This is a genomic window from Mangrovicoccus sp. HB161399 (assembly GCF_013184745.1).
Classification (GTDB): domain Bacteria; phylum Pseudomonadota; class Alphaproteobacteria; order Rhodobacterales; family Rhodobacteraceae; genus Mangrovicoccus.
In genome coordinates this window covers 123,313-135,173 of sequence record NZ_JAATVU010000009.1, presented here as the reverse complement: position 1 = coordinate 135,173, position 11,861 = coordinate 123,313, and the positions used below count along the sequence as shown (strand labels likewise).

At 67.4% G+C, this 11,861-nt stretch carries 15 protein-coding genes; 14 read left to right on the top strand and 1 reads right to left on the bottom strand.

What is annotated here, in order from left to right; translation table 11 throughout:
- Positions 1-20: 20 nt before the first annotated feature.
- From nifW to HCC78_RS07335, 14 genes are all read left to right on the top strand, one after another.
- On the top strand, positions 21-368 hold the full coding sequence (gene nifW / locus HCC78_RS07400; protein ID WP_172328108.1) for a nitrogenase stabilizing/protective protein NifW: 348 nt from the start codon (positions 21-23) through the stop codon (positions 366-368).
- Positions 369-427: 59 nt separating this feature from the next.
- Positions 428-1,183 carry a molybdate ABC transporter substrate-binding protein gene (gene modA, locus HCC78_RS07395; RefSeq protein WP_172328107.1) on the top strand — a complete coding sequence of 252 codons (756 nt, stop codon included), beginning with the start codon at positions 428-430 and terminating at the stop codon, positions 1,181-1,183.
- Complete coding sequence (modB, locus tag HCC78_RS07390) at positions 1,183-1,869, top strand: molybdate ABC transporter permease subunit (RefSeq protein WP_172328106.1); 687 nt, start codon at positions 1,183-1,185, stop codon at positions 1,867-1,869. The genes modA and modB overlap by 1 nt, the downstream gene beginning before the upstream one ends.
- Positions 1,866-2,567 (top strand): ATP-binding cassette domain-containing protein, encoded by a 702-nt coding sequence (locus HCC78_RS07385; protein WP_172328105.1) that lies wholly within the window; start codon positions 1,866-1,868, stop codon positions 2,565-2,567. The genes modB and HCC78_RS07385 overlap by 4 nt, the downstream gene beginning before the upstream one ends.
- A gap of 67 nt (positions 2,568-2,634) precedes the next feature.
- A complete protein-coding gene (rpoN, locus tag HCC78_RS07380; protein ID WP_172328104.1) occupies positions 2,635-3,915 on the top strand; it encodes an RNA polymerase factor sigma-54 in 1,281 nt (426 codons plus the stop codon).
- Between the two features lie 305 nt (positions 3,916-4,220).
- Positions 4,221-6,023: a nif-specific transcriptional activator NifA gene (gene nifA / locus HCC78_RS07375; RefSeq protein WP_371743790.1), complete on the top strand. Its 1,803-nt coding sequence runs from the start codon at positions 4,221-4,223 to the stop codon at positions 6,021-6,023.
- 338 nt (positions 6,024-6,361) lie between these two features.
- The gene (gene nifB / locus HCC78_RS07370) at positions 6,362-7,849 is read left to right on the top strand and encodes a nitrogenase cofactor biosynthesis protein NifB (RefSeq protein WP_172328103.1); all 1,488 of its coding nucleotides are present in this window, start codon (positions 6,362-6,364) and stop codon (positions 7,847-7,849) included.
- A gap of 28 nt (positions 7,850-7,877) precedes the next feature.
- Complete coding sequence (locus tag HCC78_RS07365) at positions 7,878-8,072, top strand: 4Fe-4S binding protein (protein WP_172328102.1); 195 nt, start codon at positions 7,878-7,880, stop codon at positions 8,070-8,072.
- 3 nt (positions 8,073-8,075) lie between these two features.
- Positions 8,076-8,831, top strand: coding sequence for a 4Fe4S-binding leucine-rich repeat protein (locus tag HCC78_RS07360; protein WP_172328101.1), 756 nt, complete (start codon positions 8,076-8,078; stop codon positions 8,829-8,831).
- Positions 8,818-9,099 (top strand): nitrogen fixation protein NifZ, encoded by a 282-nt coding sequence (locus HCC78_RS07355; protein WP_138464832.1) that lies wholly within the window; start codon positions 8,818-8,820, stop codon positions 9,097-9,099. The genes HCC78_RS07360 and HCC78_RS07355 overlap by 14 nt, the downstream gene beginning before the upstream one ends.
- Entirely contained in the window at positions 9,096-9,311 is a 216-nt protein-coding gene (nifT, locus tag HCC78_RS07350; protein ID WP_138464834.1) for a putative nitrogen fixation protein NifT, read from the top strand. Before HCC78_RS07355 ends, nifT begins: the two co-directional genes overlap by 4 nt.
- A 3-nt stretch (positions 9,312-9,314) precedes the next feature.
- Positions 9,315-10,139, top strand: coding sequence for an SIR2 family protein (locus HCC78_RS07345; RefSeq protein ID WP_172328100.1), 825 nt, complete (start codon positions 9,315-9,317; stop codon positions 10,137-10,139).
- Between the two features lie 16 nt (positions 10,140-10,155).
- A complete protein-coding gene (locus tag HCC78_RS07340) occupies positions 10,156-10,551 on the top strand; it encodes a hypothetical protein (RefSeq protein ID WP_216671060.1) in 396 nt (131 codons plus the stop codon).
- A 105-nt stretch (positions 10,552-10,656) separates the two neighbouring features.
- Positions 10,657-11,589: a DUF1796 family putative cysteine peptidase gene (locus HCC78_RS07335; RefSeq protein ID WP_172328099.1), complete on the top strand. Its 933-nt coding sequence runs from the start codon at positions 10,657-10,659 to the stop codon at positions 11,587-11,589.
- Positions 11,590-11,676: 87 nt separating this feature from the next.
- Here HCC78_RS07335 and HCC78_RS34445 read toward each other — a convergent pair whose 3' ends face one another.
- Positions 11,677-11,811, bottom strand: a complete 135-nt coding sequence (locus tag HCC78_RS34445; RefSeq protein ID WP_256368218.1) for a hypothetical protein — start codon at positions 11,809-11,811, stop codon at positions 11,677-11,679.
- Positions 11,812-11,861: the final 50 nt, after the last annotated feature.

The following is an 11,861-nucleotide window of genomic DNA, read 5'->3' as shown; positions in this document are numbered from 1 at the left end:
CACGCAACAGGAGAAGACACATGCCCAAGGATTTCGAAGAAACCGGCGTTCTGGACCACGTGGCCAAGCTGAGCTCGGCCGAGGACATCTTCACCTACCTGCTGGTCCCCTACGAGCAGGAAATCGTCAACGTCTCCCGCCTGCACATCATGAAGCGCCTCGGCCAGTACATGCGACAGACCGACTTCTCCGGCATGGACGACAACGCCATCTTCCTGGAGCTGCGCGCCGCGCTGAAGAAGGCCTATCTCGATTTCGTCGAATCCACGCCCCTCAAGGAAAAGGTTTTCAAGGTCTTCAAGGACGAGGCCGAGAAGCATGCGCGCCGCTTCGTCGGCATCGACTCCATCGGCCTCGCCAACCACTGAGCCCGCCCGGCCGGTCCGCCGGGACCGGCCCGCCCCCGCGCCCTACCGGAGAGCACGCCATGACGATCAGGACGGCCCTTGCCGCGCTTCTCGCCACAGCCGCACTGCCCGCCCTCGCCGATCCGGCGGTGTTCGCGGCGGCCTCCACCGCCCGCGCGCTCGACGCTGCCATCGCGGCCAGCGGCATCCCGGCGGTGGCGTCCTACGGCGCCTCCGGCACCATTGCCCGCCAGATCGAGGCCGGGGCGCCCGCCGATGTCTTCATCTCGGCCAATCCGCGCTGGATGGACTATCTGGTCGGCAAGGGCCGGATCGCCCAAGGCGACGTGGTCACGCTGATGTCGAACCGCCTGGTGCTGATCGCGCCGGAAGGCACGGCGCCGCTCTCTGGTCCCGGGGAACTGGCCGCGGCGCTCGGCGGCGAGTATTTCGCCATGGCCGATCCGCAGGTCGCCCCGGTGGGCAAGTACGGCCAGGCCGCCCTGGAGCATCTCGGGGCGTGGCTGCAAGTTGAAACCGCCCTGGTTCCGACCCGCAACACCCTGGCCACGGTGGCCGCCGTTGCCCGCGGCGAGGCGGCACTCGGCCTCGTCTATGCCTCCGACGCAGCCGGGGTGGAGGGCGTGGCCGCCGTCTGGGACATTCCCGCGGACAGCCACCCGCCGATCCTCTATCTCGCGGCGCCCGTCCCGGGCGGCGAGGACAGCGGCGGCGGTGCCCGTCTGATCGAGTTCCTCTCTTCGCCCGAAGGACAGGCGATCCTGTCCGAGCAGGGTTTCGTGCCGGTCCCGGCGGCGACGGAGGCTCCCTCCTGATGCTCAGCCCGATGGAAACCGAGGCCCTGATGCTGTCGCTGCGGTCCTCCGCGGCCGCGGTGCTCTGGTCGCTGCCGCTCGCCGTGCTGGCGGGCTGGGGGCTGGGGCGGTTCCGGTTTCCGGGCCATGGCGTGCTGAACGCCGTCGTGCACATGCCGCTGGTCCTGCCGCCGGTGGTGCTGGGCTATCTGCTGCTGGTCGCGCTCGGCCGCGAAGGCTTCATCGGCGCGCCGCTCCATGCGCTTTTCGGCATCCGCATCGCCTTCACCGGCACGGCGGTGGTCATCGCCTGCGCCGTCGTCGGGTTTCCGCTGATGGTGCGCGCCGTCCGCCAGTCGGCCGAGGCCATCGACCCGCGCTACGAACAGGCCGCCCGCTCGCTCGGCGCCTCGGATCTCAAGGTCTTCCTGACCGTCACCCTGCCCCTCATGGCCCCCGGCATCCTCGCCGGGATCACGCTGGCCTTCGCCCGCGCCGTCGGCGAGTTCGGTGCGACGATCACGCTGGCGGGCAACATTCCCAGCCGCACCCAGACCCTGCCGCTGGCGCTCTACACCGTGACGCAGAGCCCCGGCGGCGAGGACGCGGCGATGCGGTTCTGCATCCTTTCCCTGGCCCTGGCAGGCCTTGCCCTGATGGCCTCCGAAGCCGTGTCGCGCCGCATGCAGGCGGAGGCGCGGGCATGATCGAGATCCGGCTCCGCCACCGCCAGGGCAACTTCCTCATCGACCTCGACCTGCAGGTCGAAGCGGCCGGAATCACCGGTCTGATCGGTCCCTCGGGCGCCGGGAAGAGCACGCTGTTCCAATGCCTGGCAGGTCATCGCAAACCCGCCGCGGGACGCATAACCATCAACGGCCACGTGCTCTTCGACAGCGCGTCGCGGATCAACCTGCACCCGGCGGACCGCCGCGTCGGCGTCGTGTTCCAGGAGGGCCTCCTGTTCCCGCACATGTCAGTGCGCCGCAATCTCGGCTACGGCGCGCCGAAGGGCCGGGACCGCTTCGCCGCCGAAGTCGTGGACGCGCTCGACCTGGGCCATCTGCTCGACGCGCGGCCGCAGCGCCTGTCCGGCGGCGAACGCCAGCGCGCCGCCATCGCCCGTGCGCTGATCGCGGAGCCCGACGTACTGCTGCTCGACGAGCCGGTCTCGGCGCTCGATCCCGGACTGAAGGCCCGGACGATGGACCTGATCTCCCGCGTGCAGGCCCGCACCGGGACGCCGATGATCTATATCAGCCACGCCCCCGAAGAGATCCGCGCGCTGTGTTCGCGCGTGATCACGCTGCACCGGGGCACCCGCACCACCGCCACGGTCGAGTCCGCGCCGCGGCCCGGCCTGACCCGTCCGCAGCCTGCTGCCCAGGGATTGGGCTATGCGTGAGGCGCGGCCCCCATTCCGCGCCTCCGCGCCTGCGCCCGCGCGCAAAACCATGCTAGGGTGACCCGAGATGCAACTGACCCAAGGCCTTCTCCAACGCCAGACCCAGACCATGAGCGCGCAGATGCTCGCGTCGCTCAGCATCCTCGGCATGTCGAACCAGGACCTCGCCGAACATCTGGCGAAGAAGGCCGAGAGCAACCCGGCCATCCAGTTCCGCCCGCCGCAGATCTATGCCTCCGGCGGCGAGGATTTCGACCAGGTCGCGGCGCTGGCCTCCGACAAGCCGTCGCTGATGGCCTATGTCATGAGCCAGATCGACATGACCTTCGCGCCCGGCGCCGACCGCCAGATCGCCCTGACCTTTGCCGAGGCGCTGGAACCGACCGGCTGGCTGGGCCAGACCGTCGAGGCGGTTGCAGATCGCAACCATGTCCCTGTCGCCCGCGCCGAACGCGTGCTGTGCGAATTGCAGGGGCTGGAGCCTGTCGGGGTCTTCGCCCGCAGCTTGGGCGAGTGCCTGAAGATCCAGGCGCAGGAAGCCGACATGCTGACCTGGGAGCTCGAGGTGCTGCTCGACAATCTCGGACTGCTCGCCGACGGCAAGACGGCGGAACTGGCCGATCTGTGCGATTGCGAGCCCTCCGACATTCCCGACATCGCCCGCGCGCTGCGCCGTTTCGATCCGAAGCCGGGCCTCGCCTTCTCGCATGACCGCACGCCGATCTTCCCCCCGGACCTGACCGCGAAGCGCGGTCCGAACGGCTGGACCGTGTCGCTGACCCGCTCCACCCTGCCGTCCATCACCGTCGTGCCCGACAACTTGCCCGCGGAAACCCGCGACCGCGAGGCCAAGGCCTTCCGCCGCCGCGCGCTTGCCGAGGCGCGGGCGCTGGCGGGCGCTCTGGAACGGCGCGGCAAGACGCTCCTGCGCGCCGCGACCGTTCTGGTCGCGCGCCAGCAGGCCTTTCTCGACAGCGGCCGCGCCCATCTGGTGCCGCTCTCGCTCGAGGATGTCGCAACCGAACTGGAACTGCATCCCTCGACCATCAGCCGCGCCACCTCGGGCCGGATGATCGACACGCCCTCGGGCGCCCTGCCGCTGCGCGCCTTCCTCAGCCGCGCCGTGCCGACCGCCGACGGGCAGAACACCGCGTCGCAGGACGCAGCGCTGGAATTCGTCCGCAAGGTCATCGCCGAGGAAGATCCCGCCGCACCGCTGTCCGACGAGGCCATCGTGCAGCGGAGCGACGCGGCCGGGCTGGCCATCGCGCGGCGCACCGTCGCCAAGTACCGTTCAATGCTCGGCATCGGCTCTTCCTTCCAGCGCCGCCGCAAGGTCGCGGTCTGACTGCCCGGCCCGGGCTGCCTCCGGACGCTAGCGATTTTCCCGCCGGGAAAGCTGTTGCAGTGCAGCATAGGCACAGGGCCCGCCCCTTGCCGCAGCGTTCATTTTCTCCGTTTCATCAACTGATTCGCTTTGTTCCGGCGCATCATGCAAGAGCTGCCCGATCTGTTTGCACACGCGGCACAACGGTCATTCAGCTGTCACAAATTCCGGCAATTGTCCGGACTCCGCCGGCCCGGCCGACAGAGCGGGACGGTTTCGCTCCGCCCCCCCGAATTTCCCTGATACAAGCAGGAAAACAAGGAAACTTGACCTCCACGCAGGTGGCGAACCCCCAAGCCAAGGAGCGGTCAGTGGCCCATATCGACGTGAAGTCCCGGCATCTTTCCGGCGGTCGCACCCGCAGCGACCTCCCGGCCCTCACCCTGGATGCCGTCTACGAAATTGCAAAGATCATGACCAGCGCGGCGGATCCCATAGCGGAGATGCCCAGCGTCCTGAACGTGCTGTCCTCCTTCATAGGACTCGGCAACGGCGCGCTGGCGCTGCTGTCCGAGCCCGTGGCCGGGACGGAAGGGAAGCAGGTCAATCCCTACGTGATCGCCGCGACCACGCGCGGTCGGCGCGAAGAGGCGGCCGATAGCGGCGCGATCCCGCCCGCTGTAGCCAAGTCGGTCTTCCGCACAGGCGTTCCGATCGTCGCCTGGGATGCCGAGGAGGACTACGGTCCCGAGGCCGTCCCCACCCATGCCCGCGGCCGCAAGCACACGATGGTGGCCGTCCCGGTGCGCGAGGCCAGCCGCTCTCCGCTGGTGATCGGCGTGATCGCCGCCTTCCGGCCGCATGACGACGAGATGGCCGGGCTGACCGAGAACGACGTCAATGTCCTGACCATGGTGAGCTCGCTGCTGGAACAGGCGCTGCGCTTCCGCCGGATGGTGGCCAAGGACCGCGAGCGGGTGATGAACGACGCCGCCCGCGCGCTGAAGGCCGCAAAGGGCATCTCCTCCGAGAGCTTGCCCGCGATCCAGATCGACGGGATCATCGGCGAGAGCGACGAGATCGCCCAGGTCATCGCCCGGATCAGCCGCGTCGCCAAGACCAAGGCGGCGGTCCTTCTGCGCGGCGAGAGCGGCACCGGCAAGGAGCTTTTCGCCCGCGCCATCCATTCGCAGAGCGACCGCGCCAAGAAGCCGTTCATCTCCGTGAACTGTGCCGCGCTGAGCGAGACGCTGCTGGAATCCGAGCTTTTCGGCCACGAGAAAGGCGCCTTCACCGGCGCCGGCGGCCAGAAGAAGGGCCGGTTCGAGCTCGCCGACAAGGGCACGCTATTCCTCGACGAGATCGGCGAGATCAGCCCGGAATTCCAGGCCAAGCTCTTGCGGGTGCTGCAGGAAAGCGAATTCGAGCGGGTCGGCGGGACGCAGACGGTCAAGACCGATTTCCGCTTGATCGCCGCCACCAACCGCGACCTCGAAGAGGCGGTGGCCAGCGGCAAGTTCCGTGCCGACCTGTATTTCCGGATCTGCGTGGTGCCGATCGTCCTGCCGCCGCTGCGCGAGCGTCCCGGCGACATCAAGCCTCTGGCCGAGCTCTTCCTGAAGCAGTTCAACGACCAGAACGGCACGGAGATCTCCTTTGCCCCGACCGCGATGGCGACGCTTTGCGCCTGCAAGTTCCCGGGCAACGTGCGCGAGCTGGAAAACTGCGTGAACCGCGCCGCCGCCCTGTCGATCGACGACGTGATCCATGCCGACGAAATGGCCTGCAAGCAGGGCACCTGCCTGTCCGAGGAACTCTGGCGGCTGCAATCGGGAGATGCCTCGCCGATCGGCGGGCTGGCATCGGGGCAGATGATAACCCCGCGCGTCATCTCCGGACCGCCTGCGGGCGCGGCACCTGCCGCCCCTGCCGCGACCCTGCCGCCGGGCTGTCCGGCGCAGCCTGCGGTGCAGCCCAGGAAGACGGCCAATACCGACCGCGAGGAGCTGATCGCCGCGATGGAACAGGCGGGCTGGGTGCAGGCCAAGGCCGCGCGCATCCTCGGCATGACGCCGCGCCAGATCGCCTATGCGCTGAAGAAGCACGGGATCGAAGTCCAGAAATTCTGAGATCCGTTCCACGGGGTTCTCTCCGCCCCGTAGGTACGTCGAGCGTCCCGGTGTCCCGCCCGGGGCGCTCATTTTTTCCTGCCTGCCCTCCGGTCGCCGCAGCGCGGCATTGCCATGCGGTTGCAAGTTGCAACCGTCCCGCACCCGCCGCCGCGAAAGCCGCAGCCCATATCCGACATTTTCCGTCATCCTTGCCGCCCGGCTGTCGCAATGTCGCCGAATTTGTCCCTAATGCGACACCGCGCATCCCGAAAAATCTTTCTGGTTTCCAATGCTTTCCGTCTTGGCACGCTTCCTGCTGAACAAGCCTCAGGTTCAAACTTAGAGGATGCGCGAAGATGAATGCCAACGTGATCTCGCTCGACGGCCTGAAAGTGGCCAGCCGGGACGACCTGACAAAAGCCATCGAATCCCAAGGGTGCGAAAGCTCTTCCTGCGGGTCTTCCGACGCCCCCGAGGACATGGATCCGACCACCTGGGAAAAGGTGAAGGACCATCCCTGTTACTCGGAAGAGGCGCATCACTATTTCGCCCGCATGCACGTGGCCGTCGCGCCCGCCTGCAACATCCAGTGCAACTACTGCAACCGGAAGTACGACTGCGCCAACGAGAGCCGCCCGGGGGTCGTGTCCGAACGCCTGACCCCGGAGCAGGCCGCGCGCAAGGTGATCGCGGTCGCCAACGAGATCCCGCAGCTCTCGGTGCTGGGCATCGCGGGCCCGGGCGACTCCGCCTATGACTGGCGCAAGACGAAGGAAACCTTCACCCGCGTCCAGCAGCAGCTGCCCGACATCAAGCTGTGCCTGTCGACCAACGGTCTCGCCCTGCCCGACCATGTCGACGAGCTGCTCGACATGAACATCGACCACGTCACGCTGACGATCAACATGATCGACCCGGAGATCGGCACCAAGATCTATCCCTGGATCTTCTGGGAGAAGAAGCGCCGCACCGGCCTGGAAGCCGCGCAGATCCTGCACGAGCGCCAGATGCAGTCGCTCGACATGCTGCACGAGCGCGGCATCCTCGTGAAGGTCAACTCGGTGATGATCCCCGGGATCAACGACGAGCACCTGATGGAAGTGAACCGCGAGGTGAAGGCCCGCGGCGCGTTCCTGCACAACATCATGCCGCTGATCTCGGCGCCCGAGCACGGCACCGTCTTCGGTCTTCAGGGACAGCGCGGCCCGACCGCCAAGGAGCTGAAGAAGCTGCAGGATGCCTGCGCCGGCGGTGCCAACCTGATGAAGCACTGCCGCCAGTGCCGCGCCGACGCGGTGGGCCTGCTCGGCGAGGACCGCGGCCAGGAATTCACCATGGACCTGGTGCCCGAGGAAGTGACCTACGACGCGTCCAAGCGCGAAGCCTACCGCGACTGGGTCGCCGAGGAGCGCGGCGAGCGCCGGGCTGCTGCCGAAACCGCCAAGGCCGAGACCCAGGCCGCCGTGAACCCCGATGCCGAGGCGATGCTCATCGCCGTGGCGACCAAGGGCGGCGGCCGCATCAACCAGCATTTCGGCCATGCGACCGAGTTCCAGGTCTTCGAGGTCGACAATGACGGCGTGCGCTTCGTCACCCACCGCCGCTGCGACAACTACTGCGTCGGCGGCTACGGCGAGGAAGACAAGCTGGAGCTGGTGATCAAGACGCTGGAGGGCATCGACACCATCCTCGTCGCCAAGATCGGCGGCTGCCCGAAGGACGACCTTGCCGCGGCCGGCATCGAGGCGATCGAGGATTACGCCTACGAGTACATCGAGACCGCCGTTTCGGCCGTCTACCGCGCCAAGAACGGCCTTCCCGCCGAAGAAGCCGAAATCGCCTGACCCAGCGCCAGCAAGAAGGAGCAAGCCCATGTCCCTGAAGATCGTCGTCGAGAACTGCACCGTCTGCGGCGCCTGCGAGTTCGAATGCCCGAACGCCGCGATCCGCTTCGAGAGCGACACCTACATCATCGACCCGTCGCTCTGCACCGAATGCGAGGGGCATGCGGACAACCCGCAATGCGCCGAGGTCTGCCCGGTGCCGGACACCTGCGTGGCGGCCTGAGCGATGAGCGACGGACCTCCCCCTGTCGACTGGCAGGGGGAACCCCTCGACTGCAGCGCCTGCCGCTTCAAGCGCAAGCTCGACCAGGGCAAGTGCAGCCTCGGCTGGGCCTGCGTGCACGACCGCTACGCGAAGCGGATCGAGAGGTTCTTCCTCGTCAATCCCGAGCTGGCGGATGAATGCCTCGGCATGCCGTATTTCGAGACCCGGATGAACGCCGCGAGGCTCGCCTCGGTCTTCCGGCTGACGCGGCTGCTGAACGACCCCGACGCCGGGGTGCGCGCGATGGCCGTGCTGCGGCTGCCGGTCAGCCATGCCCAGCGGCGGATCAAGGACGAGGACCGCCGGGTCCGCATCGCCGTGGCCTCCCGCCTGCCGGTGGAAGAACTGCTGCCGATGCTGTCGGACCCGGACAGCTATGTCCGCTCGATCGCGATGCGGCGGGCAGAGCCGGGAATGCTGCCGGTGGCGATCCACGATGCCGATCCGGAGATCCGGCGGATCGTGGCGCGGCGCATCGGCGAGGGCTGGCTGGACCGGTTCCGCAGCGATCCCGACCCGCTGGTGCGCCGCGAGGCGGCCGGGCGGCGGCCGGGCCCTTTCGTGGAGGATGACGACCTCCGCGTGCGCCATGCGGTCGCCGAACGGGGCGGCACCGAAGAGGCGGAGCGCCTGCTCGGCGACCCCGAGGACGTGATCCGCGAAACCGCCGCGCTGCGGCTGCAACAATTGAAGGAGGGAGCCAATGTCGACGGATGACCGCGAGATCGAGGTCTATCGGGACCCGAAATACATGCCCGGAGACAAGGTTGTCTCCAAGAAGAACGTCAAGAATGACGGCACGATGTTCGGCAAGGAAATCAACGAGACCGTCGTGAAGAAGGGCGATGTCGGCTATGTGCGCGACATCGGCGTCTTCCTCCAGCAGTTCTACATCTACGCCGTCGACTTCATGGAGCGTGGATCAATCGTCGGCATGCGCGAACGGGAGCTCGTGCCGTTTACCATCGAGGAGCCTGCCGAATGAAAGTCATGGTGAGAAACACGCCCAAGGGGCTGGAAGTCTACGTGCCCAAGAAGGACCTGGAGGAACTGGTCGTCGAGACCGAGACCCCGGATATCTGGGGCGGCTGGGTGAAGCTGGCCAATGGCTGGAAGCTGCAGATGCCCGCCTATGACGAGCCGCCCTCCCTGCCCGCGACGATCGAGGCGAAGAAGCTCGCCGAAGTGGAGGACTGAGCGATGAGCGACATGGACATCCTGCAGAAGGCGCTGGCCGAGGTCGAGGCGGGCAGCCGCATCCCCTATCTGGGCGCCGGGGTCTCGGCGCTGTCCCAGGGCGGCGCGCCCGCCTCTCCGGAGGCGCTGGACAAGATCATCGAAGGCGAGGTTCGGGTGCCCAAGCGCGCCCAGGGCAACCTGTGGTCCGCCGCGCAATACGTTGAGAGCCGCAAGTTCCGAGCGACGCTGGTCGACATCGTCAACCGCGCCTTCGAGCCCGACGAGGGCGGGAACCCGGTGCATGACTGGCTGGCCCGGGTTCGCCCGCCCATGGTCGTGGACACCTGGTACGATGACGGGCTGATCAAGGCCTACGAAGGCGCCAGCTGGGGCTGGGTCCAGGGCTGGAGCCGCAACGGCGAGTGGATCGAGATCTGGAACAAGGCCTTCGCCCCCGACGGCACCGAGCTGGAAGCACCCAATCCCGACTGGGCCTCGCTGATCTACAAGCCGCACGGAATCGCGCGGAAGGGATCGAGCTTCCTGCTGTCGGACAGCGACTATGTCGAGGTGCTGACCGAGATCGACATCCAGACGCCGATCCCCGAGGAGGTCCGCCACCGCCGCACCAACCGCAGCTTCCTGTTCCTCGGCTGCCGTTTCGATGACCAGATGCTCAGGATTTTCGCACGCCAGATCGTCAAACGCTCCGGAGGCAATCACGTAGCGGTGATCGAAGGCGAGGTTTCGCGTATGGAACAGAAATTCCTCGATGAAATGGGTATCGTGAGGGTGAACCTGCCGGTTTCCGCCGTGGTCGAGGCGCTGGCCTCGGAACCGGCCTGATCCGGGACCCGGCAGAATGCAGATCACGTCCGCCCCCGATGCTCCCGAGGGGGGTGTTGACGTAGCGGGCTGGGCAGAGATTAGTCCCCTCTGCCCGGCCCACGTTGACTGCGCGATCGCCGTGGCGCTGAAGGTGCTGGACGGCAAGTGCAAGATGCCGCCCCACGAGGCGGCAATCATGATGGCGCTTTACGATGCGGTGCGGCACCTGCCCGGCGACAAGCTCGGGGCGGAAAGCCATGCCATGATCTCCCGGGCCCGCGCCACCGAGACCGAGGATGTCCGCATGGATGTCTACGAGGCCCGCGTGCTGGCGGAGACACGGATCTCGCGTCCGGTGATGAAGGGCTTCAAGAAGATGCTGCGCGACCAGCGGGTCCTGCCGCCGAAGCGCGCCGGCGGCGGGGACTGAGGGCTTCGCCAGCGGCGCGATGACGCCTGCACATGCCTGCCCGCGCGGATATAGTTCCGGGAGGGGCGCGCCGGGCGCCATGATGTGCCTGGAGGGCAGAAGCAAATGGCAGTGCGACTGGACAACCCGGATTTGGGCACGGCCCTGGCCGAGCTTCATGCACTGGCGGCCGCACACGACTGGGACGGCCTCGCCGCCGCCTGCCGCAGCCACATCGCGGCGCTGGAGGAGATCGACGGCCCGGTCCCGCACGTGAATTTCCAGCGCTGGCTGATGGAATATGCCGAGCAGACCGCCATCGGGCCAGATACGCTTGGCGGGCTGGCCGCGCGCATCGGCGGAGCGGCGGCGGAACGGCAGCGCTTCCGCGAAACCCATGCTGCCGCGCTCAGCCGCGGAACCTATGTCAGCATGGGCTGCGAATGCCATCCCTGGGTCATCCTCAACCGCTGGGGGTTCCGCGATTCCCTGAGCGATCTCAATCCCTTCTGCCTCGGGCTCCACCGCATGCCGCACCTGCTGGAGCTTCTCGAGAGCCGCTTCGCGCTCTATGCCCAGCCGGAAAACCTCTCGACCCGGATCCATGCCGCCAGCCAGCAGCCGCTGGTCGTCGACGATACCCATGGCGTCACCTGGAACCACCATCGCGGCGAGATCTGGACTGCAGACGGCTTCGCCCGGTTCCGCGCCCACCAGGCGGAGCTGATCGGGGCCTTCCACGCCGCCAGCAGCCGTCCGGGCGCCATCCATGTCATGAGCCGCTGGATCAATTTCCGCCCCGAACGCAGCGCCGGGCAGATCGGCCGGCTGCTGCAGGCGATCGCCGATGCCGGCGCCGCCAGCCCGCGGCTGATCCTGATGGATTTCGAGCGGGACAAGCTGCCGCCGGGCATCCACCGGATCGCCCCAGAGGTGCAGGTCATCAGCCGCCCCTATCCCGCCGGCTATCAGTGGTCGGGCATCGCATCCTACAACTCCCCCGAGGGTGCGGAATGGGAACGTTCGGTCATGTCCGACTTCGCTGAAACTGTCGGCTAGCCGCTCTCCGCATGCGCCGGACCCGCGCCGGCAGGTCCGCGGCCGGGCAAGCGTCAATTCGGAACCTTGACTTGCCGGTCCCGGCGATCAATCGATCAAATCAAGATATTCAGGAAACAGTTCAAAGGAGCGGCGCATGTTGGTTTCCCCGCCGCGGAAAAGACGTTTCACTGCCGGAACAGGACTTGGCGCCCGGATTTCCGCAGCCGCCTTGGCAGCCATCCTTCTGCTCGCAGTCTTAGCGGCCTCCGGCAGCGGCCCCGCCCGGGCGC